This window comes from Enterobacter sp. BIDMC 26 (genome assembly GCF_000534435.1).
Taxonomy (GTDB): Bacteria; Pseudomonadota; Gammaproteobacteria; order Enterobacterales; family Enterobacteriaceae; genus Enterobacter; species Enterobacter ludwigii.
In genome coordinates, this window is the sequence record NZ_KI973182.1 from 4,548,778 (window position 1) to 4,573,677 (window position 24,900).

Consider the following 24,900-nt stretch of genomic DNA (forward strand, 5'->3'; position numbering starts at 1 on the left):
TCGGCGTGCAGCGCGTGACAGTCCGCAAGGCCGACGTCATCGCCGGCCGCCGCCAGAACCTGCTCCAGGGAAAAATCCCCGAGTTCCGACAGCGTGGTGATGTTCAGCTTTTCCGCGAGGGCCGCGAAGAGGGGCATATTCTGGATATGTTCTGACATAGTTACCTCAGTAAAGGAAAGTGAGCGCTCCGCGCGGTCCGAAAAGCGGTAAACAGAGACAGCGCAGAGAAATGTTCCCGGAGACCGGGGCGAAGTGACGTCATGTCACCCGGCGCGTCGGGTCTGCAGGAAGCCCGGTAACGGTAAGCCATATGTCCTGACCGGTCCTGTGAGTTAGCGGGAGTTATACGGGTGCGTCATGACTCACATTTTTGCGGCGGAGCGAAAGCGCGGGGAGAAAGAAGATTAACGCGGGAATACCGCCCCGCAGGGCGGCGTCCCCGGGCGAAAAAACGGTTAAGGAGGAAGGCACGGCCCCGGACACCTGAACGTTGTTAGTATTCACGGGCGGGCCTCACCTGACGTCGAGTGAGGGCGGAGGGAGCCGGGATATGAATCACCTGAACTCGCATAATTCATACCGGTACTACCAGCCGTGGTCGGGACGCTGGCTCTCCGCAGACCCGGCGGGGACGGTGGACGGGCTGAACCTGTTCAGGATGTGCCGCAATAATCCAGAGACATTCAGGGATGTAGCCGGTATGTATCCTGAGAGCGCCCATTATATTTGGCTGGGTAATGCTGAGCTTCCGGCTAATGCAATAAGTAATATGATACATTTTATATCAAACAATCCAGGTTATAAGGTAAATCTCTGGAGCGATTTTCCTGACAGACTGAAGAACAATATTATGGAGAGGGGTTACAGCAACGCAATATTTAATAAGATAAGCATTAAGGCACCGCCAAAACTTCCTTACTTATTGAGTTCAGCTATAGCTCGTGAGTCAGGAAATACACCTTATGCTAATTATGCTGCTGCTTCTGATCTCCTGAGGTTGGGGATCCTAAAAAAAACAGGGGGTGGGATTTATATGGATGTAGATGTGATGGTAAACAACAGTCTGGGAGAAATAACACCTCAAAGAGCAAGCAGTACTGGACCATCGGATGTTCTCATCCATAATGAATTATGGGAAGGCCGCCCTAGGGTTTCGAATGCAGTAATCATAGCCAGAGATAATTCAAACAGTCTCGACAGAATGATATCATATGCCACTGCGCCTTATAGTGGGAAATTATATGATATGGGAGTTGGCCGGGCGGCAGGAAAAGACTGGCTTAGTAAAAAACTCCAGTCATCCCCTTATAACTCTGTTTCTGTTGATGATATTATGTGGGTGCTGAAAAGATTTATCCCTGTGGTTCGCCGCGAAATAACTATGCTTGTCTCCGGTCCTGGGATGATTGATTCCTGGGTTCAGGCATCTGGTCTTAGTGCTCGTTTACAATCATCAAAATTTTTGGCTTCGCCTGAAAAGTTTGGTCAAAGAGGTTCAGGAGCATTAGGGGAATGGTCAAGAGGAATGAATGGGGATGGAACGTGGGCAAACTTAGCAGGGAAAAGACGAGCCTCGCTTTGAGGTCATAAGAAATTAAATGTGATCATTCTGAATCGCCACGGATAATCCAGGCACTTCCAAACCGTTGACTCTAAGGTGTCAGTTAAACTCATGGCGATTCACTTTTAAGGTTTTGTGTATATCTTCCCAATATAGCCCCTTTACTACCTAAATCATACATCTTATACTAATTCCATTCCTATAGCAGGCTTTCCTGATGCAAGAATACAATGTTTTTCTATCTGGAGAACCTATGCCTGTTGAATATATCCATTTTAAAAATTTACGAAAACTGGCGTTCACCGATAAAAGAAACGAAGATAGTCTTGAGCACAATTGCATAGAGCCTGGTATGATTAATATATTCTGCGGGCCCAATGGCAGCGGGAAATCAACGATACTGGACATTATTAGAGTACTCAGCGATCCTGAACTGTTGAAAACGCTGTCTCGAGAAAACATGCGTTCCAGTAGTTCTGGATCCTTCTTAATTGAATTAGACGGTGGCAAAAGCCTTACAGCACTGTTCCGTTCACGCATGTTTGGTAAGACTTATGCATGCATCAGGGCCACATTGAAAGATGCATCGATGTGCTTTGGTAGCATTATCGATTCCACCACGCCTGATACTATCCCCTCTGAATACATACTCACGGTTAGTAGCCTTGGGCAATGCGTTGCCAGGCGTAGCACGTACGGTATTGATGACCTGCCTTTGACCAGAGTCGTAAAATACTTAAACTTAAATGCTCAATATTTATCCGGAACAGCCGCATCGCCTTTAAAAAAAGGAGCTTATAGCTATAACAACCTTCAAATGAAGCAAGTTGATTATGTCACAAGACAGTGCTTCTCTCTTTCTAAATATGATCCCAATGCCCTGAGGGTATGGTTTAATGATGATACAGCCCAGACCAATCAGGTAAAAATTGATGACCTCCCGGCAGGATGGAAAGCGCTTGCTGGTTTACTTGCATGGCTATCATTACAATAGAAGCAGACAATTTGCATTATTGAAGAGCCAGAAGTACATCTACATCCAAAACTCCAGCGTGTACTTGCAATTCAAATGCAGGAAATCGCGAACAGAAAATCTCTCCAGCTCTTTATCAGTACGCATTCAACCGTATTTCTCGATTTCGAAATCTGGAAAGAAAATACAGCCAATCTCTATATAACCGACGGGAGAGGTATAAAGGAGTTTAGTCGCTCTGCAGAGCTACTCGCCATGATGGGAATACGTCCTGGGGATGTTTTTCATGCAAACGGTGTCATTTGGATCGAAGGGCCCAGCGATCGAATTTATATTAAGCACTGGCTCAAGCTTTATTGTGCTGAAAACAAACTGTCTGTTCCTATTGAGAACATCAATTATATGTTTGTTTTATATGGTGGGGCATTAATGAAGCATCTTTCAGCAGACCGAACCGATATGATCCAAACGGTGGCTGTAAACAGGAATTCAATTTTTGTTGCTGATAATGATAATGATGCAAATAAATCACTATCCCCGCTATTGTTAAATAGTAAGAGTTATAAAGAAGAAATCCGCAGGAAGATCCCGACATGGATTACTCAAGGTTATACCATTGAAAGTTATCTTCCGGATAACTTCAGAAATCGTTTCTTCGTTGATGAAAATAATGAATTAAAAAAAATAGTAAAACAAAAGTCACTATCGCGAGCATATTTGAAAGTGAAATCAAGACGTTAAGTGAAAGTTATAACACAAACCAGAATTTAGTTGACATGATTAAATGGATTCATTCGAATATTACGATGTGGAATTCTGTTTAAGTGAGCGCTAAGCGTATAGGTAATTTAATGGGTTTTATATATTGATAGTGCTTTACCCATGAACGCTTTGTGGCAAAAAATCTTAAAAATTAGCCAGTCAGCATAGTTTCCGAAAAGGATACTTATAAGTAAAAAATAACCCGTTTTTCTTGCGGAAGCCTTTTCCGGGAGCATGGCTAAAAATCAGGTACCTTCTATATGTGTGGTGTATCAAGTAACTACAGAAAAAAAAGTTCATATGCTAAGGTGTTACTAACTATGAGTCTGAAGGATAATAAATTACCCGGTCTTGGTATTCGCTATTTCCGCTAGCGAGCTATATCTTTTATTGACACGCATTGTTTATAGAAGTTAACTATAAACTCTAAGAACGGCCTGAGCACACATTTTACCGATGCTTTGGATAGCAGAATACTTACATGTAATAACCTATCAAACAGTAAGGTTATGAATGTGCTCTTGTTGATCTAGTTGTGGATAAATATCTAACCTATGGTCGTAAAAATATCAAATTAATGAATCCTATTTTCTTGACTTTGTGTCAGAATAATGGTCTCTATTTTGAGGGAAAAGAGAGCGTTTTTTTATTGGGCATGTTTCAGAGTTACATTTCCTGCATGAATCCATGTTCCTAAAAATATATATATGTTCAACAATCTCGTTGATGTCAATGATACCGCAAGGTATAGATGTCTTGACAGCATTTCCTTTCCAGAAAGACATAAAAGGGCCGAAGCTTTCTTCAAAAAAACAAATGATTATTCTTGTAAGGATAGGATCTGTCGAAAGATAGCTTCGGCGATACTGTTGTATGGATTTTTGTGGGGGGCGGTCTTTCCTTACTGAAATTTTTGGAAATTCCCCAGAGAATGAAAGAATAAACTTTCGAATTTCTCTCTTCAAACATTCTGCGATGTATATATATTGACCATTGTCATATGGCAGCGTGTTATACATGTTCTTCGAAATATACATGGGTGGAATGTTTTCCTTTATGGGACCAATAACACTAAGTATACTATAACACCCGCCAGGGTACTTCCCTCCGAGTATTGTTTTTAAAATTTCAAAAGGTTTTTCAGAAAGTGTCATTGATGAAATAGTTAAAGCTTTATTATGCGTTACGCATTTTTCAGAGTATTCATGATGCCATGACGATTTAAAATAACCATATCCGTTTTCTTTAATGGAGTCTATTATGCAATCCATACAGTATTTAATATGAGGAGCTTTATCTATACCTCCCTTACGAGGGCCCTTTGCATATAGATTTTTTAAATCTGTCAAATATTTTGTCGGATCGGAAAACATATGCGTATTCTTACTGGCTTGCCATGAGTTTCTGATCAAAAAAAGAAAGTCATGGTCATTATAACATTTAAAGAAATTGGCTATGTTCTTATTAAGATGGATAGTTTTTCTCCAGCGCGCATTATGACCGATTACATCTGAAAATTGCTCCATTCCGTTTACCAAACATACTCTGAAGATGAAACTGTGAAGTGTTTCATCCGAATGGTAAGCTATTTTTCCTGACATACAATCCTCTCGTATAAACTGCTTGCATTGAAAATAACTCCAATAATACAATGTAAAGCAAAGTTTGGCAGGTTTCAATAGTGTGTGCGTACTGTTTAAAAATAAAGAGAATATTAATCCTTTCTGCTTAATCGTGATCAAGCTGATTTAAACAATAGAGTAACAGTAAGTATTTGGTGGGTGATTGTGGTGAAGAACCATAGAATAATGTTTTCCAGTAGGTGATATTATTTTTTAGTGAGGGGAATAAGTTTTTACTGGAGTGATCAAGTCTTTCTGCTATACCGTATAGTTTATCGAGTACGGCTGTGTCTGGTTCACTGGTTAGACCTTTCAATAATAAAGACTTTGTAAATCGCTTAACAAGTAACGAATGATGGTTGCTGATAAATTCAGGTGAAAAACTACATATGAGTTCGAGAATTTGTGAAGAAAATGCAGCGAATTTGAAATCATCCTCTTTGCTGAGAGCGATCTTTTGTCTCTGATGGAGTAATCCATGGGAGTTGATCACTGATAATCTTGGAAATACTATTGAATTCAGCCTGACTTTATGATGATTGCAGGCAGTCACTCCGGCGATCTGATGCTGTCGGTGCCAGTACGCAACCCCAAAGTGCTTTACATCATGATATGTACAAACAGGGCAGTGTTTTAAAGGGGCAGGATGATCTTCTGCATAGGTTGATAATTTACAAAGAGTGTGTAAATTCATGGCTGAAAGTGTCAGGTCTTCAAGTTGCTTTCTGTAGGCTGGCATTGCCCACGCGTAGAGCGGGAGAAGCGTCTGTCGCGCCCAGAGTTCCTGTCCTGATTCAATCGTTTTTTCAGATAATATGTTCAGTAATGTGTTGAGGTAAGGATGAACTGAATGCGTTTTATTTTTGAAGAACACAGAAAAAAACTGGTTTGTGGTCATGCCATACACTTCCTGCGTTCTCACACATCGGCTGTAAAGTGTTTCTTCGGGAAGGGCGTTAAGAAGCTGCATATGTCACCCCGGCGAATGGTGATGATATGATAATTAAACAGCGTTTATTCAAATACAGGCTCTGTGCACAGTAAGCCGTAGGCAGACAGATGTGCAAAGCTTTTGTTTTCATTTGCAAGCGTTCGGAACACAGAGCTGTTTTCAATCCGGGACATGTTATCCTCAAATGCGTTTAGTACCTTCATACTCATATCCGCCAGTTCACTGTGCTGAGGTCGACTCAGATCCCCGAAAACAACCATTGAAGAAGTCTTCTGCTTGTTCCTGTTGCCGTTTACAGTTGTGGAACGTTCATCATTGCGTGCACGTACTGAGACTGACCTGGATGGGGGAAGTGCAAAGTTGATTTGAGTGCCAATAAATTCGTCTGAACTGGCCGATAACCTGGGTACCGCTGAACGTAGTACGGCTTTGTTAATGACCTCATTCCCGCTTCCTATCACCATCATTTGTGCTCTTCTGTAAATCATTTGTGCGATGGCCATATTGCCTTTCGAGAGCAAAAAAAGTGTCTCATTTAGCTCCGGTGTTAGCGGAGTTTCAACGTTCGTCCACTGAAGCGGCCAAAGATAATTGATAAAGGATTGCCAGTCTGTTGTGTTGAAATCCGGTAGGGAAATGTTCATAAAACCACCAGATTCAGCTCTCCTTGCTATCCTCAGTTTTTTTGAAAGTGTCTCTTCAAAGGGATGATTACCGCAAAACACAAGTGAAACGCCCAGTGAATCAACAATCTCATGCAGAAAATCAATCAAGGTTGATTCTCCGCCTGTTCGGGAAAATTTAAGTCTTTGCATTTCATCAATCACCAGTACGCCAAGAAATGCGGCTTTAATTCTTTGTGCGATCTGCCTTGCCAGACCACCATTTCTGCTTGCTGGTTTTGTTGGCTCCAGTCCCAGTATATTATCAAGCATGATAAGAATGGATTCGCAGAGTTCACGTACGCTGGCATTGTAAGGGCAGTTTACCTTCACCCAGATGACCTGGTCAGAAACCCCGGGATAAACGCCCTTATACTGGGTGTGTTGAATGACCTGAGGAAAGTGACCAAGAACCTGTTCGAGCATGGTTGTTTTTCCAGAACCACTGATACCCACAATGGTTAAGGTATCGGCACAGGGGTGAAAATAGCCATCCACGGGTTCAATATCCGGGCGTTCATCCCCGTAATAGTGAAGGTACTGCTGAGTGCTGCTTTTTAACGGATTTCGTGGGGCGTATCCGTCTCTGATGATTCTGGTGATATATCTATAGCATTCAATGTAGTTTGTCTGTGGGCAACGGAAATGCTTAATACGGTCAACGTATTGTCTTCTGATGGCCGCTGATTCGGTCCACCGGATATTTTCATCTAGTGGAGGAAAATTACTCAGAGCCATTAAAATTTCGGTATCGTCCAGCAAGGGCGGTAATGCTTCGATTAACGGGTTTCCCCGATGCTCCGGGAGTATGGCTTCATTATACCGTGCGATGACATTTCTCATTTTTCTTCACCCTTCGCGTCATTTTGGTTATTTTTTGTAGCCAGCCATTTTTCCTTTTCTTTAGGACCCGGAAGCAGGATTATTTTTTCTTGTGGCAGCTGCAGTGTGCCATCATCCAGATCTCCCGACAAAACCGCGTTTTTACTCAATTCTTCTCTTTTATTTTCCGTTATGTTCTTTATTCTGGAGCTATTGTGTGGTTTCAGGTGATTCAGTCTTTGCAGGCCTGTCTCTTGTAATGCTTCAGAGAACTTTTTCACAATATAGGATGTTGTGGTGACCGGTGACTTTTCACTATGCAGATCAACCCAGTCGGCCAGGGCATCAGCCTCAATATGTGGCATCCCCTTGAAAATATAACGTTTTTCGAGTAAAGAATGGCGGGTAAACGGTTTGTTTCTATCAAGGCGGACATAGATGAAGTCCACACAGTTGTCGTCGATACGGGCTTCGCAACTCGATTGCCCGAAAACACGTGCTGCCGAGGCAAGTCCTTCTTCGCATTCATAATAGAGATTGTTATACTGCAGCCCACCGGGAGTAATGCTTACACGTTCCGGAGGCAGAAGCCTCGAAATGACTTCATCCTCCAGAATGGTGCGCGCGCTGAATCTGCTTTTTTTGAGACTTATCAGCCAGCTATTCAGGGGGGACATAGTGAGGTCATGTTCTATCAGAAGTGGATTAATATAGGCGAGTTCTTTAAAGATGGCCTGATTGTGCTCCAGAATGGCGAGAATAATCGTTTTTGTAACCTCCTGTAACGTCAGGCAGGCTCTTGATGTTGGTACTGGCTCACCTTTCACAATAAGTCCGCCTCTTGTTGAGCCTAGAAGCTGATGAATTGCCTCTTGGTTCAAAATACCAAATCGCCTCTCAACGATACTTTTTTTGTCAGCCCTGTAGCTGGGAGCAAATTCCAGCGTTGTTATTGGTGTTACGATATCCTGGGGTTTAAGGCCGATCATTTCGCCGTTGTCACAAACCAGTTTTACCGGTACGTGAGAGCAGGGCCAGTCCCTTACGGAGATGTTAATACCAAATAATCTGCAAAACTCTTTCTTGGGCATAAAACAGTTGGCTAATGCCTGTCGGGCTGCTCGCCAGGATGCATGGTATAGAGAAACATGAACACCGGTGACCATTCTGGTCGCCCGGTCGACAATGGTATATATCGTTGGTCGGCCAATTACGCTGGTTTTGTTCAGGCTGGAGACCAAGTGAACATCCGCAACAGTGGCATCAATCTCAAAAACATCGCCAGGAAGTGTTCTTGTGTTAGCAGCGGAGCCAAGGCGAGCTCGCTGGTTAAGCATAAAAGATGATTCCGTTGCTCTTGCTCGTATCCTTTTATCCTGAGGAATGCGTTTTTTTCCCCAGTATCTGAATTGCCTGAGCGAGGGGATGCAGGGAGCCTTGCCCGCTGTGCGGGCATGCTCAATCTCATCACGGAAAAAGTCTTTCAGATATTCTTCATAAGTACGGGCGAAAGAAAAACCTCCGACTTTCAGGTAATATTTTTTTAACGTCCTGATAATGTTTTTTTTGTCTTCGTTTTTAAGTATATAAGTACTGGCGCGTTGCATCGGTAAAACCCGATTTTTCTTTTTATTTCCCAGTGGGATTGTGTCTGGATTGCGTTCTTTGCCGGGGGCGCCGCTACGGGAATAGGCGGGTATTAATGCATAACTATTTTGGCCGTACCGCCAGTATCGCGTCAGAAGTAGTCTTAGATGCTGGGGGTTAACACCAGCATCTGAAGCATGGTGTGTTAAAAGTGATGAACGCAGAGACGAAGTAAAATCATAGAGAAAATTGCCATCCTGGATAAGGGGTAGAATTAAATTGTAATTTTCATCTCGTTTATTTTTGCTTTTCTGATCGAGGCTGTCCTCATCAACCAGCATGTATTGCGGAAGTGCATACGTGGCGCTAACGACTACACGGGTTTTAACAAGAAGTATGAAACGCCTGAGAGAGAAAAAGAATGGCTTGTTTGTGCAGTTTTCCTGAAGCTCGAAAAGGATGAGGGTATCTGTATCAATATACATGCCGAGTATGCGGTACAATCCGGATTTCAGCCCATCTGTATCATTTGTTTTCCAGACACTATTTAGGGTTATTTCCATAGCTCAGATACCTTCTTGTCACAGGTGTTGCTCAGAACACGCAGCACTCCCACTTCAAGTATAGGAGTGGTTAAATCAACCTGGATAAATTTTCTGGCAATAAGCAACTGGATTACAGTCAGGATATCGCTGTACTCGACATTAAACTTCCTGGCCTGCGAAGAACAGAGCGCTTCAATAATGTGGTCTCCCGGCACTAACGCGGAGGCAACTTCCTGATAGGGTAAATGATCATGACATGAGGCATCCATTCGTAGTGCGGATGTTGCCCAGGATATGTTTTTACTTATGATACGATTGAGTTCAGAGCCAATATACACTTTAAATTCAATGCCATGTAGCGCCCAGAAAAGGCGCTCAATTTCTAACTTTTCAGCAACCCGGACAGTAGGTACACCATCGGGTTTCACTGCAAACGCCTTATATTTTATTCCGCCGTCAGGCTCTTTGATGGTCAGAAGGAAATCGGTGGTCATAACATATAGAACCGGGGGGCCACTCACGCCAATGACAATAGGATGTTTTACAGCAATGTGACTGGCAATTTTTTCTGTGAGATTCAGGGGAAGTAAAGGGAACTGTTCACGAATATCAATAACTGAATCATTGAATTCGGCCTGATAGAAGAAATCACTTTCAATGATCGACATGAAGTGATGCGCGCGCATGGTTTTTAGACCAAATACAACCGAACGATTGCCATGAGATTTTACATCCTGAACTCTTAGCCAGGGCTGATAGTCCTGCATATGCCCGGACCCCACGCCTTTACTAAGAGCCTGCTCATAATCCTGATAGGACTTAAGCCTTCTTCCTCTGCTCATGATTTGTATTACCGCAATGTAAGACAGCTGTATGCTGCGTTCAGTGAACGTAACCCGAAGCTGAGGTAGTGACCCTACAGCTACAACATGCAAGATCCTTCTTTTGCTTCATATTCCGGTTAAGCTTGCGCGTGATCATTAACCAGAGTTGCAGGTGATGGTTACTTGCAAGTAGAAACTGAATGAACGAGCTGTCAGTAAGCTGCTGCACTCGGACTATATTGATGTATTTAAGTATACAACTTTAATGTCATTTTGCGAGGTTAGCGGTACAACTTTAATGTTAGCGGTACAACTTTATTGTCACATCACATCCTCTTCGTGTTTGTCTGGTGTTGTGGCACACTAGCACCATAGCTAACTTTTAGTAAGTACGTACATAAAGGTAAGTATGAAAACAACGATACCGACACTCAGCGAACAAATGCGCGATGGCAACCTCTTCGCGGAACAGTGTCCTTCCAGAGAGGTTCTCAAACATGTCACCAGCCGCTGGGGCGTGCTGATTCTGGTGGCCCTGCGACAGGGAACCCACCGTTTCAGCGACCTGCGCCGAAAAATGGGGGGCGTCAGCGAAAAGATGCTGGCCCAGTCGCTACAGGCGCTGGAACAGGACGGGTTTGTTAATCGCGTCTCGTATCCGGTTGTACCACCGCACGTTGAGTATAGCCTGACGCCGTTAGGGACAGAGGTGAGTGAGAAAGTGGCCGCGCTGGCGGACTGGATAGAAGTGCATACGCCGCAGGTGATGGCGAACCGGGAAGAACGCGCGGCGTAAAGGCAGGCCGGGTAAGGCGAAGCCGCTACCCGGCACACACCGCGTTACTTGCTTAAATCCACCTGATAAATGGCGAAGCCAATATCATCCGTTGCAACTTTCTTCATCGGATAGTGGGCGTTATCGTTAATAAACGCCGCCGCTTTATCGGACGGTGAAGTTTCAAAACGGATGTCCAGCGGCGTGTCGCTGTGAATGGGAGCCAGGCGCCAGTTGTTGTCCACTGCCGGATGAATGCCCCCCGCTTTTTTGGACTCCGCGCTGATCCACGCCGCCAGCACCGAGCGGTTCTCGTCCGGTGAGGCAAAGGCAATATGGCTATCTCCCGTGCCGGCAAACTTGCCGCCGTAGGCGCGGTAGTTATTGGTTACCACCAGGAAGGTGGCATTCGGGTCGATGGCTTTGCCCTTAAAGGTCAGGTTTTTGATGCGCTCGGCCTGCGGGTTAATGACCTGGCATTCGCCGTCATATTTTGCAGGCTGGGTAACATCAATCTGATACTCCACACCGTCAATCACGTCAAAGTTATAGGTCCGGAACCCGTCCCAGTTAATCAGCGACTGCGGCTTGCTGCTCTTCGGATCAATCTGGTTAAACTGCCCGGCGGAGCACTCCAGCCATTCCTTCACCTCTTTACCCGTCGCTTTCACTACCACCAGGGTGTTCGGATAGAGATAGAGATCGGCGGCGTTACGGAAGGTCAGCTGGCCCTTTTCGACTTCAACGTAGCTTGCCGGGTCATTCTTACGCCCGCCCACTTTGAACGGTGCCGCGGCCGACAGCACCGGCAGTTTTGCCAGGTCCGGGTCGCCCTGAATAACGTGTTCGACATAGGCTTTTTGCGCCATGTTAACCACCTGAACAGTCGGGTCATCCTGCACCAGCGCCAGGTAGCTGTACATGTTATCCGCCGATTTACCGATCGGCTTGCTGACGAAGTCGCGGGTGGCGTCGTGATCGTGCTTCAGCACGTCGACCAGTTTTTTATCTTCGGCGGCCAGTGATTTTTTAGCCGCAGCGTCGTAAATCGGGCGCGCCTCTGCTTTTGACTGAGTGACCTTCCAGTCGCCGCCGTCGTTATTGAGGACCAGATCCACCACACCAAGGTGATCGCCCCACATGCCCGGCATCACCGACGGCACGCCATTGAGCGTCCCTTTCTCGATGTCTGCACCCTTAATGTTGGCAAAGTCCTTACCCGGGAAGACCGCGTGGGCGTGGCCGAACAGAATCGCATCGACGCCCGGGACTTCACTCAGATAATAAACGGAGTTTTCCGCCATGGCCTGATACGGATCGGCGGAGAGTCCCGAGTGCGCAACCACCACCACCAGATCTGCGCCTTTTTCGCGCATTTCCGGCACGTATTTGCGCGCAGTTTCGGTAATATCGTTAACGGTCACTTTACCGTCGAGGTTGGCTTTATCCCAGGTCATGATTTGCGGCGGTACAAAGCCGATATAGCCGATTTTAAGCGTCTGTTTTTTACCGTCCTGATCGACAACCTCGGTCTCTTTAATCAGATAGGGGGTAAAGAGCGGCTTCTGCGTCTTAACGTCGATGATATTGGCGTTAACGTACGGGAATTTCGCGCCAGCCAGCGCATCGTGCAGGTACTTCAGGCCGTAGTTAAATTCGTGGTTGCCCAGGTTGCCGACGGCATAGTCCAGGGTGTTCATCGCTTTATACACCGGGTGGATCTCGCCTTTCTTCAGCCCCTTCGCCGCCATATAGTCCCCGAGCGGGCTACCCTGAATGAGATCGCCGTTGTCGACCAGCACGCTGTTTTTAACTTCATTGCGGGCGGCAGCGATCAAACTTGCCGTGCGTACCAGTCCGAATTTTTCCGTCGGGGTATCTTTGTAGTAATCGAAGTCCATCATGTTGCTGTGCAGGTCGGTAGTTTCCAGAATTCGCAGGTCTACCGTCGCCGCCTGTACGCTCACTGCAATCAGCGTCGCCAGGAGCGTTGCGCTAAACTTAATCATCAGAGGAGTCCTTTTTTCGATCCAGGCCACAAAAGAATATGTATCTATAGCGTGTTGCTTACATAAATGTGAATCCTGACAGAAAAAAGCGCCATGAAACCAGAATTGCTTCACAGATAGCGGAATTGTTCCCATTACGATATAACTAAAACAAAGAGTTAACCCCACTGCGTTAACAAAGAGGTGGAGAATGTTAGATAAGATTTGTCAGCTCGCACGGGATGCGGGAGATGCCATCATGCAGGTGTATGACGGTGCAAAACCGATGGAGGTCGTCAGCAAGGCAGATGACTCTCCGGTCACCGCGGCAGATATCGCGGCTCACAAGGTGATCCTGCAAGGACTGCAGGCCTTAACGCCGGATATCCCGGTCCTGTCAGAAGAAGCGCCGCAGAGCTGGGACGAACGTCAGCACTGGCAGCGTTACTGGCTGGTGGACCCCCTCGACGGCACCAAAGAGTTTATCAAGCGTAACGGTGAGTTCACCGTCAACATCGCGCTGATTGAAAAAGGCAAAGCGGTGCTTGGGGTGGTATACGCGCCGGTGATGAAGGTCATGTACAGCGCTGCAGACGGTAAGGCGTGGAAGGAAGAGTGCGGCGTGCGTAAGCAGATTCAGGTGCGCGATGCGCGTCCACCGCTGGTGGTGATCAGCCGGTCGCACAGCGACAGCGAACTGCAGGAATATCTGCAACAGCTGGGTGAACACCAGACGACCTCGATTGGTTCATCACTGAAATTCTGTCTGGTGGCGGAAGGTCATGCCCAGCTCTACCCTCGCTTTGGGCCAACGAACGTCTGGGATACCGCGGCAGGGCATGCGGTCGCCACGGCCGCCGGGGCACATGTTCATGACTGGCAGGGTAAGCCGCTGGACTACACCCCGCGCGAATCCTTCCTTAACCCCGGCTTCCGCGTCTCTATTTATTGAGCCAGCAGTTTGTGCAGCAGGGCGACAACCTGCTGCACCTCTTCCTGGGTTAATGCCCCGTCTTTCACCCACTGCACGCGGCCGTCTTTATCCAGCACGATGATTGCAGAGCTCTCTTCCTCCAGTTGCCACGCCTTACGCGTCACGCCGTTGCTGTCGACAATAAACTGCGACCACGGATAGAGTTTTTTATTGCTCTCAAGGCTTGAACGCACAAACATGCCGGAGCCAGGAATGGCATCGTCAGTATTAACAATCGTGGTGGTCTGGTAGCGGTCGTGTGGGAATTTTGCGGCCTTGATCGCTTCCACCAGGTTGGCATTTTTCTCTTTTGCGGATGTACGACCGGCAATATGTTGTACAACTCTCACTTTGCCTGCGAGCTGCGCGCTATTCCACGCTTTGTAGCTAAACTTATCATTGTCGAGAATCAATTCTCCCCGGTCAGCAATGCCGACTGGTGGTACTCGTTGTCCTTTTTCAATCGCGTGAGCGCTAGCCCACAGAGGCAGAAGCAGACAGGCTGCTGCAAGGATAGTACGTAGGGTCATGGTGTTTCCTTATTGTTTGCAGGTGATCCGACCACTTGGTCATACGCTTTTAATCATAAGTGCGATCAATGTGGTTTTCCCGCAATCCCGATGCCAGTTTGCGGGTGAACGCACATATCCATGAAAAAACGACGGCTTATACTGCCCTGAGTGAAGCTTTGCAAAGATTATTCTGAATAATTGTAATCAAACGGTAAATAAACTTATGCATACTGGGTAACACCGTAGTTCTGGTCTATAGTCTTTGGGCAACAAAATTTGCGCTCAGGACAGTCGGGCCGATTGTGGCACCGCAAGAGCGTATGATTCGCAGGAGATACAAGAATGAAAATTTTCCAACGCTACAACCCGCTTCAGGTGGCGAAGTACGTGAAGATCCTGTTCCGTGGACGGTTGTATATCAAGGATGTTGGCGCTTTTGAGTTTGATAAGGGCAAGATCCTTATCCCAAAAGTGAAGGACAAGCAGCACCTGTCTGTGATGTCTGAAGTCAACCGTCAGGTTATGCGTCTGCAAACTGAGATGGCTTAACCAACGTGCTATGCAGTAGTTAAAAACGCAGTTGATAAAAAAACGGCTCCCGATGGGAGCCGTTGATGTTTATGGACCTTACGCCGACACTTTCTCTTCTGCGTCAGGCATCCGCGGCACCAGCACGGTCGGTTTATTATCGATACGCGTCACCAGCAACTGGTCGATGCGGTAGTTATCAATATCCACCACTTCAAACTTGTAGCCAGAGAACTTCACCGAGTCGGTACGTTTCGGGATTTTTCGCAGCATAAACATCATAAAGCCGCCAATGGTCTCGTAATTACCTGACTGCGGGAACTCGTCGATATCCAGCACGCGCATGACATCGTCAATCGGCGTACCGCCGTCGATAAGCCATGAGTTCTCGTCACGCTGCACAATCTGCTCTTCCAGACCCTGGCCAACCAGGTCGCCCATCAGCGTGGTCATCACATCGTTGAGGGTGATGATGCCCACCACCAGCGCGTATTCGTTCATGATAACGGCAAAATCTTCACCGGCCGTTTTGAAACTTTCCAGCGCTTCAGAGAGGGTGAGGGTATCCGGAACAATCAGGGTATTGCGGATCTGAACGCCGCTGTTGAGCGCCAGGCTCTGGTTGGCCAGCACGCGATTCAGCAGGTCTTTCGAGTCCACATAACCGATGATGTGGTCGATATCTTCATTACAGACGAGGAACTTGGAGTGCGGGTGCTCGGCCACCTTTTGCTTCAGGCTCTGCTCATCTTCGTGCAGGTCGAACCAAATCACGTTTTCACGTCCGGTCATGGATGACGGTACGGTGCGGGATTCCAGCTCAAACACGTTCTCAATTAACTCGTGCTCCTGCTTGCGCAGCACGCCCGCCAGGGCACCCGCTTCGAAGACCGCATAGATATCATCAGAGGTGATATCGTCTTTTCGCACCATCGGAATTTTAAACAGGCGGAAAATGCTGTTGGCCAGGCCGTTGAAGAACCACACCAGCGGACGGAACAGGAACAGGCAGAAGCGCATCGGGTTGATGATGCGCAAAGCCACAGCTTCTGGCGCAATCATACCGATGCGTTTCGGGGTCAGATCAGCGAAGAGGATGAACAGGCCAGTCACCAGCGAGAAGGAGAGAATAAAACTCAGTTGCTCGGAGAGTTCAGGTGAAAAGTAGCGTGCGAAGAGGCCATGAAACACCGGTGAAAATGCTGCATCCCCCACGATACCGCCCAGGATGGCGACCGCGTTCAGGCCAATCTGCACCACGGTGAAAAACATTCCCGGGTTTTCCTGCATTTTGAGTATGCGTGATGCGTTAACGTTGCCTTCGTCAGCAAGCAGTTTCAGTTTGATTTTACGGGAGGCGGCCAGCGAGATCTCGGATATCGAGAAAAATGCACTGACGGCAATGAGACAAAGTATCACTAAAATACTGTTTAACATAGTTTATCCGGCTTCAGCCAGATCCTCGGAAGGGAAGTTAATTACATTTGTGTGAAGACACATAGAACGTCAGCTCGTAGCGTTGAGCTGATTATTTCAGCGGGTAGTATAGCGTAAAGGCGTGTAAATCTGCCAGAGGTCACATTTTGGCATAAAACCGGCCGGGCAGCGAAGCGCTGCCCGGTACGTACGGCTATTTTACTGCGGATAAACTGGCGTTTCCTGCCGCCCGGCGCGTGGCATCCCCTCCCCACACCTGATCATACTCATAGCCGGTGAGCTGTTTGATCACCACGCGGGTGTTGGCGTCGCAGTCGCGATAATCTCCGCCCAGCTTGCGGCGCGCAATCTCCTTCAGCAGCAGCTTGTGTGTCTCGCGGGTCAGTTTAAATTTGTAGGTCGTGAAGAAGCTCACGGCCAGAAGGGCCGCCGTCGCGAAAATCAGCAGGCCGATAATGGCCCCCAGCGCGCTTTCAGGCTGTGCGCCGCTGCCCTTCACAAACCCTGACTCCTGCAGCACCAGGCCGATGATCATAATGGCAATTGCCACGGTGCTTTTGCGGGTCAATACCATCACGCCGGCAAAAATCCCTTCGCGGCGCTGCTGCGTTACAATCTCATCGATATCAGGGATGAAACTGTAGATATTCCACGGGATGTAATAAAGACCAGAGCGGGCAGCACCGAGCAGGATAAAGACCCCCGAGAACAGCAGCGTTGGCACCTGCGTTTTGGTGAGGTAGACCGTAAACAGGAATATCAGCACGGCGAAGATACAGCCATAAGAGAGGCGCAGCGCCGCGGACGGCGTGATATTCAGCCGGTTCAAAAGTAGCATAAATCCGTACGTGCCTGGTACCGAGGCAAAGGCGGCAATGCTCAGCCAGCCCGACACGGCCGCCGCATCCTGGCTCAGACAATAAACGACATAATAGGTAAAGACCGAGCCGAAGACGTCCATCGCAGTAAACGAGAAGATATAAATAATGATATGCAGGCGGAACGCGCGGATGCGAAAGGACGAAAAGAGGTCCAGTACCAGATATTTCAGATGATTGGCTACCCCGCTGCTGCGCTGGTTATCTATCTTAAAATCGGACTCCTGATGCACATCTTTCGCTTCCCACGTGGTGTACCACGTAATAAACACCGCAAGGCAAAAAACGCAGGAAAATATCAGTCCGGTGAGCGTATAGGTAAACGGATTGTCTTTCCCGGTGAACTGCATAATGACGCCGGGGACGGAAACGGCAAGGAACCCCCCAAGCTGAGAGCAGATCATGCGCACCCCTGAAAGTCGGCTGCGCTCTTCGTAGCGGTTCGTCATTTCTGCGGCCAGCGTCTCCCACGGCACCAGCACCATCGCCGACAGCAGTTCAATCGAGAGATAGGTTCCCAGGTAATACCAGTACCCCATATCCGTCAGCCACAGCAGGGCATACAAAAACATTAACGGGGAACTCAGTAATAAAAAGAAACGGCGACGGCCAAATTTACGGCCGAGCCAGGTACCCGCAAAATTATCAGTGATATAACCCATGATCGGGCTTAACAGCGCATCAATGACGCGGGCGATAGCAAATATAGAGCCCGCTTCAATAACAGACAGCCCGCAATAGGTCGTGTAAAAAAATAACAGCCAGGTGCCGATAATGGCGAAAGCGCCTCCGCCAAACAGATCGGTTATGCCGTAGCCAAGCGCCACGCCATAACCAACTCTACGTTCAGTTGGTTTGACCATAATAATATCCAGTGTAGGGTAATGATTAACCCGTTTTACGGGGCGTATTTTTATTAACGTCTGGAATTCAAATTACGTTCTGGTTGTTGATATTTATCCATTGTCTTGTTTGAGATGACCGATAAATAGCCTCCACAAGGGTGAGTGATTTTCCGGCGGTACGGATATCGATATAGTCTCTGTTTTCCGGATGATGAACGGCAGTATAAAACCGGTGGATCGCCTGCTGATGACCCAGCCCCCAGTAGCTTTTTACCGTGCCGTCGGGGGAATCATCGCTTGCCAGTTTTAACCGCTCACCCGGTGTGACGCGCCAGAGAGTGTTGTCATTCAGCAGCAGCGAGCCGTGTTCACAGTGGATCTCCAGCAGGAGAGGGGCGTCCGTGGTGTGGCAATTGCTGGCATAAAACAGGCCGCGGGCGCCGTTGGCGAAGTGTAGCGTGGCCATTGCGCTGTCTTCGCCTTCGGTCACGTCTGCCAGCTCACCGCTATCCACCACGCCTTTCACTCGCGTCACGCCTTCACCGAACCACTGCATCAGGTCGAGCGTATGGATTGCCTGGTTGATCAGCAGACTCCCGCCTTCTGTTGCCAGCCGACCGCGCCAGGGGCTTTGCGTGTAGTAAGCGCCCGCGCGTGACCATGTGAGTACTGCCCTGATGCTGAGCATTTTCCCCAGCTGTCCATGGCCTAACTCCTGCCGAATACGCTGGCTGGTGGGGTTGAGCCGGTTCTGATAGCACACGCCGAGCAGGCTCTGAGCCCGATCGGCGGCACGGGTGATATCAATGAGTTCACGGGTGTTCATGCCCACCGGTTTTTCGCAAAAAACATGCTTCCCGGCGGCAAGTGCCGCCAGAATCATCTCTTTATGCTCGAAATGGGGCGTACAGATGTGTACCACGTCGATGGCATCATCCAGCAGCATTTCCCGGTAATCCTGATAAAAACGGCATTGATAGTCTTTCGCCAGCGCCAGTCCTTTAACGCTGTCGATGTCGACCAGCGCACGCAGCGCGACGTTGGGTATCTGGCGCAGGGCATTGACATGGCAGCCATGAATCGCCCCGCCGCCGATGATAGCGGTATTCAGGATAGTCATCTCCGGCTCCCCTTAACCCGCCGCGTTGGCGAGCATTTGAGCCTTCACGCAGAGCTCCGCAGCCTTGAAGGCGTGCGCCTGCGTCATGGCATTTTCAGTCCGATGGAGACAGTCGAGGATCAGTTCGCCAAAGAACGGGAATCCGACCTGGCCTGCCACCGGATAACGGAACTCCCCCTCTTTATTGACGAGATAAACCACATCCTGCTCGCCACGGGTTAAATCGACGTATTTGCGGATTTCGATGTAGCCCTCGGTGCCGAGCAGCGTCAGTCGCCCGTCACCCCATGTGGACAGCCCGTCCGGGGTAAACCAGTCGCAGCGGAAGTAGCCGCTGGCGCCGTTTTCGCCTTTGAGCATTGCGTCGCCAAAATCTTCAAAGGCGGGGTACTGCGGGTGTTTAACGTTCCGGACCTGGCTTGCTATCACGGTGGCATCGCGGTTGCCGGTGTAAAAAAGGAACTGCTCAATCTGATGGCTGCCGATGTCACACAGGATGCCGCCGAAGTATCGCCGATCGTAAAACCAGTCTGGCCTTCCTTCGCCTTCACGGTGTGGGCCTGTCCCCAGCGTTTGTACCACGTCGCCGATGGCACCTTGCTTTACCAGTTGACCGGCAAAGACAGCACTCTCAACATGCAGACGTTCGCTGTAGTAAACCGCGTATTTCTTACCGGTTTTTTCAACCATCGCTTTGGCATCTGCCAGCTGTTCAAGGGTGGTGAGCGGCGCTTTGTCGGTAAAGTAATCCTTCCCCGCTGCCATCGATTTCAGCCCCAGCGCACAGCGTTCAGAGGGGATGGCGGCGCCTGCCACCAGACGTACCTCGTTATCGGCGAGGATCGCCTCCAGCGAATCTGCCACTCTGGCCTGCGGATACTGCTGGATAAATTTATCCACTCTGGACGGATCGGGATCGTAAACCCATTTCAGCGTGGCGCCGGCTTCAATCAGCCCGTTACACATTCCATAAATATGCCCGTGGTCAAGCGCGGCAGCGGCAAAGACAAATTCACCTTCCCGGACAACGGGCTGAGGTTTGCCGACTGGCGCGTAGTTCATTCCGTCATGTTTATTCATCTTCAGATTCCTCGATCCAGATCTTTACCCAGGGGGATAGCGCCCACTTCGCTGAAGTTGGCCACGCTTGCGGATTTCTCATGAAAACGGGGGGCGAGGGTGTTAATCCCGCCGGTACGGTAAAACGGATCGTCACGTGGAATGGGGAGCGAGACCACGGTGCGGGTGATGGCAGATTTATAAATTGCGGTAATCAACTCCAGCGAGCGTTTTCCCTGTAATCCATCCACCAGCGGAGCCGTGCCGCGTTCAATACTCAGCAGCAGGTCGTTTATCTGCCCGGTATGCAGCGTCCACGCGAGTGCCGGCGTCTGCGCAAAAACAGCGTTGAGCTGTGCTTCCCGTTGCTGGTCGTGAGTTTCCTGAGGAAAACCGTTATCAGCACTCACGCTGGCACAGGCTTGCCAGGGGGCAGAGATGCGCGCGCGATCGCCCTGGATGACGATCTTCTGATCTTCGCCGTGATGCACCACCGAGGCGGTAAGCTGCGTGAGTGCGCCGCTGGGATATTTGAATATTGCGGCGCTGAGGTCTTCCACTTCGGCATTGTCATGCGCCACGTTGGTCATCATCGCCACCACCTCGGATGGAAACCCGAGCATCCACTGAATAGCGTCGATATGGTGAACCGCGTGATTGAGCGTGCAGCCGCCCCCCTCTTTTTCCCAGGTGCCACGCCACCACAGATCGTAATAGCAGTGGCCGCGCCACCAGAACGAATCCACCTGCGCATGGCAGATTTTGCCCGCGAGGCCGGAATCCAGCGCTGCTTTTAAGCGCCAGAAGGCATCGGTAAAGCGATTTTGCGCAATGATGGAGAGCGTTTTGCCGCTGGCCTGCTGAGCCGCAATCATCGCGTCGCACTCCTCAAGCGAGGCGGCCATCGGCTTTTCACACAGCACATGGCACCCGGCCTCCAGTGCATCAATGCTTATCTGTGCGTGGACATACGGCGGGGTGCAGACATCGACGATATCGACGTCTGGTTCGGATGCCAGCATCTGCTGATGGCTCTCATACACGCGGGCCTGCGTCAGGCCGTAGCGCGTTTTTTTCTCGTGCGCTTTTTCCGGGTAGATATCCACCAGCGCGACAATCCGGCAGCGCTGACCAAACTGCAAATAACCCTGAATATGGTTATGTGAGATATTGCCTGTACCTACAATGGCGATATTTAGCATCGTGTCGTCTCCGGAGTTACCAGGTGCCTGAGGCATCAAGCGTCACGTTTATGGCCTCTTTAGCAACTGAGGTGCTGATGCGTTGCTGGAGCAGGCGCAAGTAGTGTTTCTCGTTGATCGGCAGTTCGACCCAGTCGTCAGTCCAGGTGGAAAGATGCATGGCATTGGAGAGCGTCAGGCCGTGGAGCCCGTCCAGGCCCGGCGCAATCAGCGGTTCACCGCGCAGGATGGCGGCGCAGAAGTTTGCGGTAATGACATGATGTTCGCTGCATTCGGCGGCGACAGGAATGTCGACCTCCCAGCATTCAGGCTCCCCAAAACCGTTTTGCCAGCGGGCGTTAAAGTCGGTTTCGGACTCACGTAGCCGCCAGTAGCGAAGCCGCCCCTCTTCGACGACCACTTTGCCGCGATCCCCGACGATCTCCAGGCGATTTGTCCCCGGCGTTTCTGCCACGGTAGTGATAAATACACCGGTAGCCCCATTGGCATACTCGGCATAGGCGGTGACCTCGTCTTCCACTTCAATGTCACGATGTTTGCCGAACTGGCAAAACGCGCGCAGGCGGACCGGCATGCCCACCAGCCACTGCCAGAGATCGAGCTGATGCGGATCCTGGTTGAGCAAGACGCCGCCGCCTTCTCCTTTCCAGGTCGCGCGCCAGCCGCCGGAGTTGTAGTAGCTCTGCGAGCGGTACCAGTTGGTGATTATCCAGTTAGAGCGGCGGATCTCGCCTAGCTCGCCGCTGTCGATAAGATCTTTAACCTTCCGGTAGAGCGGGTTTGGTCGCTGGTTGTACATGATGCCAAACACCACGTCGCACTCGCGCGCGCAGGCGTTCATCTCCTGGACCTGCGCCGTATAAACGCCTGCCGGTTTTTCACACAGGGTATGAATGCCGTTACGCATCGCCAGCATCGACAGGCGCGGATGTTCGTAATGGGGCGTGGCGACAATCACCGCGTCGATAAGCCCGCTCTGGATCATCTCCTGGGCATCACTGAACAGGGGAATGGCCCCCACCAGCTGGCGAATGGCCGGGTGTTTTTCCGGCGCATTTTCACAAACTGCCGTCAGGCAGGCGTCATTGACCGTACCCGCGAGTAAATAACGTGCGTGGACCGTACCGATATTACCTATACCAATAATGCCAAAACGTACCTTCTCCATGTCACACCTTAATTTCAGTTGAAAAGAAGTGATGACCGGAAAATAGGAAAGGCGAGGCGTAGCGACAATGTGTTTTTGTGAGAATACTCGCAAGGTGAATAAGTAATCTCCAGGCTTTCTGAAATTTGGTTTTAAAATCAAAAGGCTGTTTCTGCAAATATTTGCAAAAACTGATTGAGAGCGAGGTCACACTATGCCGGGCAGGTTAAAAATGGAGGAGATCGCGGCCCTCACGGGATATTCCGTTAGCACGGTGTCGAGGGTATTAAGCGGCAAGTCATATACCAGCGATAAAGCCCGGGATGCGATCGTTCGCACCGCCCGAGAGCTGGGCGTGCTGGAGTCCATGGCCAGTGGACGGCTGTTGATTAACGGTATTGCCGTTTTTGCCCCAGAAAGAACCTTTCAGGGGCGCGGCGATATTTTTTATCTTGAGGTGACCAAAGGGATTGCTGAGGCCTGCTCGCCACACAATGTGTGGGTCAGCTGTTGCGGATTAGAAGAACAGCACGCCGATGTAAAATTATTTATGGAAAAGGCCAGCCAGAAGAACATCAACGCGATAATTATTATTGGTACTGATGATGCCACCATATTTAAACTGGCCAGCACGCTCAATAAACCCTGCGTCTTAATTAATTCCGTGGACCGGGAGCGGGTACTGGATTCGGTATCACCCGATCACCGGGCGATCGGCTTCACCGCCATGCAGTATCTCTTTGAACAGGGGCACCGGCGGGTCCTGACGCTGACCTGCCTTCGGCGAGATACGCTTTACGCTCGTCTGGATGGCATTAAAGAGGCGTATCGCCATTTTCACGTCGCCTTTGAGCCGCAGCGTGATTTACTCGTGACGGAGTGGTTTACCGCAGACGAAGCCGAGCGGGCGCTGGATGAGTGGCTGCTGAGTCATGACAGAGCGCAGTGGCCAGAGGTGATTTTCCCGAACAGCACCAGCATGACCGAAGGTGTGGTGAGGGCATTAACCCGCCACGGGCTGCGCGTCCCGGAAGACATCTCTCTGATTACCACCGATTTTGCCTGGAATTTAGCGCACCGGCTGGAAAAACCGGTCACGGGGGTCACGGTGCCCTGCCGCGAACTGGGGATTGAGGCCGTGCACCTGCTGCAGACCCGCCTTAACAGGCCGCAGGCACCGGTTTTTAACCTGCTGTTGCAGGGAAAAGTCATGAATTATGGGTCGGTCAGTAACGCCACGCGCCACGCGGCTCGCGTGGCGCTAGACCAGTAATCAGGCCAGCTGTGGCGGCAGGCAGACGCCGATACCCCCGATACCGCAGTAGCCGTACGGGTTTTTATGCAGGTACTGCTGGTGGTCGTCTTCCGCATAGTAGAACGGTTTGGCAGAGGCGATTTCCGTGGTGACCTCGCGGTTGTCACCGGCATCGTGCATCGCTTTCTGGAAGCGCTCAAGGCTTGCGCGGGCGGCCGTCTCCTGCTCAGGAGTGAGAGGGTAGATAGCCGAGCGGTACTGGGTGCCGTGGTCGTTACCCTGACGCATGCCCTGGGCCGGGTCGTGGTTTTCCCAGAACACCTGCAGAAGTTGCTCATAGCTAATGACGGCAGGGTCATACACCACGCGCACGGCTTCGGCATGACCGGTCTCGCCAGAGCACACTTCGCGGTAGGTTGGGTTTGGCGTATACCCCCCCGTGTAGCCCGCCGCGGTGCTGTAAACGCCGGGGAGTTGCCAGAAGAGGCGTTCTACGCCCCAGAAGCAGCCCATGGCGAACAGGGCGATTTCCATTCCATCAGGAACGTTTGTCATTGAATGGCCATTCACGGCGTGTAAGGTCGCCACAGGCATAGGGGTGTTGCGTCCCGGTAATGCATCAGCTTGTGAAACAAGATGCTTTTTGTCGAATAAACTCACGATGGGGGCCTCCCGGGCTGCGATGTTTCGGTTAAGGTTGTCACGAAGCGTTTAATTGAACACAATAAATGCGCTGAATGAGTCTAGATTTAATCATAAGAAATATTTGGGTGTTACACCCGTTTTCAACCCGTGATGTGGGTTTTTGGCTAACAGGCCGTATTTTGCCGCGGAGCGGCACTTCATTTGCTTCCAGGGTGGAAAAAGGGAT

21 protein-coding genes and 1 pseudogene are annotated in these 24,900 nt (G+C 49.6%); 8 read left to right on the forward strand and 14 right to left on the reverse strand.

Annotated features, from left to right (window positions below):
- Window positions 1-574: 574 nt before the first annotated feature.
- The 4 genes and pseudogenes from L462_RS25810 to L462_RS25675 form a co-directional block, all read left to right on the forward strand.
- Window positions 575-709 (forward strand): annotated as a pseudogene (locus L462_RS25810) (RHS repeat-associated core domain-containing protein); the annotation flags it as partial.
- Between the two features lie 60 nt (window positions 710-769).
- Entirely contained in the window at window positions 770-1,582 is an 813-nt protein-coding gene (locus L462_RS25365) for a glycosyltransferase (RefSeq protein ID WP_255358229.1), read from the forward strand.
- A 196-nt stretch (window positions 1,583-1,778) separates the two neighbouring features.
- The gene (locus tag L462_RS25670; protein WP_255358222.1) at window positions 1,779-2,555 is read left to right on the forward strand and encodes an AAA family ATPase; all 777 of its coding nucleotides are present in this window, start codon (window positions 1,779-1,781) and stop codon (window positions 2,553-2,555) included.
- 18 nt (window positions 2,556-2,573) lie between these two features.
- Entirely contained in the window at window positions 2,574-3,275 is a 702-nt protein-coding gene (locus tag L462_RS25675; protein ID WP_304413043.1) for an ATP-dependent nuclease, read from the forward strand.
- A 605-nt stretch (window positions 3,276-3,880) separates the two neighbouring features.
- Here L462_RS25675 and L462_RS25260 read toward each other — a convergent pair.
- From L462_RS25260 to L462_RS02230, 5 genes are all read right to left on the reverse strand, one after another.
- Window positions 3,881-4,897: a TniQ family protein gene (locus L462_RS25260; RefSeq protein ID WP_155964465.1), complete on the reverse strand. Its 1,017-nt coding sequence runs from the start codon at window positions 4,895-4,897 to the stop codon at window positions 3,881-3,883.
- Window positions 4,898-5,024: 127 nt separating this feature from the next.
- On the reverse strand, window positions 5,025-5,888 hold the full coding sequence (locus L462_RS24760) for a TniQ family protein (RefSeq protein WP_072031468.1): 864 nt from the start codon (window positions 5,886-5,888) through the stop codon (window positions 5,025-5,027).
- A 44-nt stretch (window positions 5,889-5,932) separates the two neighbouring features.
- Window positions 5,933-7,375, reverse strand: a complete 1,443-nt coding sequence (locus tag L462_RS02240) for an AAA family ATPase (protein WP_032679500.1) — start codon at window positions 7,373-7,375, stop codon at window positions 5,933-5,935.
- On the reverse strand, window positions 7,372-9,504 hold the full coding sequence (locus L462_RS02235; protein ID WP_032679501.1) for a DDE-type integrase/transposase/recombinase: 2,133 nt from the start codon (window positions 9,502-9,504) through the stop codon (window positions 7,372-7,374). Before L462_RS02235 ends, L462_RS02240 begins: the two co-directional genes overlap by 4 nt.
- The gene (locus tag L462_RS02230) at window positions 9,495-10,328 is read right to left on the reverse strand and encodes a TnsA endonuclease N-terminal domain-containing protein (protein ID WP_032679771.1); all 834 of its coding nucleotides are present in this window, start codon (window positions 10,326-10,328) and stop codon (window positions 9,495-9,497) included. Before L462_RS02230 ends, L462_RS02235 begins: the two co-directional genes overlap by 10 nt.
- Window positions 10,329-10,719: 391 nt before the next feature.
- Here L462_RS02230 and L462_RS02225 point away from each other — a divergent pair, with 391 nt between their 5' ends.
- Entirely contained in the window at window positions 10,720-11,106 is a 387-nt protein-coding gene (locus L462_RS02225) for a winged helix-turn-helix transcriptional regulator (protein ID WP_014168344.1), read from the forward strand.
- Window positions 11,107-11,150: 44 nt separating this feature from the next.
- Here the strand turns inward: L462_RS02225 and L462_RS02220 are convergent, their stop codons facing one another.
- Window positions 11,151-13,094: a bifunctional 2',3'-cyclic-nucleotide 2'-phosphodiesterase/3'-nucleotidase gene (locus L462_RS02220; RefSeq protein ID WP_032679502.1), complete on the reverse strand. Its 1,944-nt coding sequence runs from the start codon at window positions 13,092-13,094 to the stop codon at window positions 11,151-11,153.
- 190 nt (window positions 13,095-13,284) lie between these two features.
- On the opposite strand from L462_RS02220, the gene cysQ reads away from it, so the two are divergent.
- The gene (gene cysQ, locus L462_RS02215; RefSeq protein ID WP_014168346.1) at window positions 13,285-14,025 is read left to right on the forward strand and encodes a 3'(2'),5'-bisphosphate nucleotidase CysQ; all 741 of its coding nucleotides are present in this window, start codon (window positions 13,285-13,287) and stop codon (window positions 14,023-14,025) included.
- On the opposite strand, the gene L462_RS02210 is transcribed toward cysQ, so the two are convergent.
- Window positions 14,019-14,576 carry a YtfJ family protein gene (locus L462_RS02210; protein ID WP_014168347.1) on the reverse strand — a complete coding sequence of 186 codons (558 nt, stop codon included), beginning with the start codon at window positions 14,574-14,576 and terminating at the stop codon, window positions 14,019-14,021. The two genes, cysQ and L462_RS02210, sit on opposite strands and share 7 nt — an antisense overlap.
- 324 nt (window positions 14,577-14,900) lie before the next feature.
- Between L462_RS02210 and L462_RS02205 the strand changes: the two genes are divergently transcribed.
- Entirely contained in the window at window positions 14,901-15,107 is a 207-nt protein-coding gene (locus L462_RS02205) for a DUF1107 domain-containing protein (RefSeq protein WP_003856054.1), read from the forward strand.
- Between the two features lie 78 nt (window positions 15,108-15,185).
- On the opposite strand, the gene L462_RS02200 is transcribed toward L462_RS02205, so the two are convergent.
- The 6 genes from L462_RS02200 to L462_RS02175 form a co-directional block, all read right to left on the reverse strand.
- Window positions 15,186-16,523, reverse strand: a complete 1,338-nt coding sequence (locus L462_RS02200) for a polyamine export protein PaeA (protein WP_014168349.1) — start codon at window positions 16,521-16,523, stop codon at window positions 15,186-15,188.
- 193 nt (window positions 16,524-16,716) lie between these two features.
- Window positions 16,717-18,264, reverse strand: a complete 1,548-nt coding sequence (locus L462_RS02195; protein ID WP_032679503.1) for an MFS transporter — start codon at window positions 18,262-18,264, stop codon at window positions 16,717-16,719.
- A 67-nt stretch (window positions 18,265-18,331) separates the two neighbouring features.
- The gene (locus L462_RS02190; RefSeq protein WP_020882923.1) at window positions 18,332-19,366 is read right to left on the reverse strand and encodes a Gfo/Idh/MocA family protein; all 1,035 of its coding nucleotides are present in this window, start codon (window positions 19,364-19,366) and stop codon (window positions 18,332-18,334) included.
- A gap of 12 nt (window positions 19,367-19,378) precedes the next feature.
- Window positions 19,379-20,446 (reverse strand): Gfo/Idh/MocA family protein, encoded by a 1,068-nt coding sequence (locus tag L462_RS02185; protein ID WP_032679504.1) that lies wholly within the window; start codon window positions 20,444-20,446, stop codon window positions 19,379-19,381.
- 2 nt (window positions 20,447-20,448) lie between these two features.
- Complete coding sequence (locus tag L462_RS02180; RefSeq protein WP_032679505.1) at window positions 20,449-21,627, reverse strand: Gfo/Idh/MocA family protein; 1,179 nt, start codon at window positions 21,625-21,627, stop codon at window positions 20,449-20,451.
- Window positions 21,628-21,643: 16 nt separating this feature from the next.
- Window positions 21,644-22,795, reverse strand: coding sequence for a Gfo/Idh/MocA family protein (locus tag L462_RS02175; RefSeq protein WP_032679506.1), 1,152 nt, complete (start codon window positions 22,793-22,795; stop codon window positions 21,644-21,646).
- Window positions 22,796-22,988: 193 nt separating this feature from the next.
- Here L462_RS02175 and L462_RS02170 point away from each other — a divergent pair, with 193 nt between their 5' ends.
- Window positions 22,989-24,047, forward strand: coding sequence for a LacI family DNA-binding transcriptional regulator (locus L462_RS02170; protein WP_014168356.1), 1,059 nt, complete (start codon window positions 22,989-22,991; stop codon window positions 24,045-24,047).
- On the opposite strand, the gene msrA is transcribed toward L462_RS02170, so the two are convergent.
- Window positions 24,048-24,689, reverse strand: a complete 642-nt coding sequence (msrA, locus tag L462_RS02165; RefSeq protein WP_020882919.1) for a peptide-methionine (S)-S-oxide reductase MsrA — start codon at window positions 24,687-24,689, stop codon at window positions 24,048-24,050.
- Window positions 24,690-24,900: the final 211 nt, after the last annotated feature.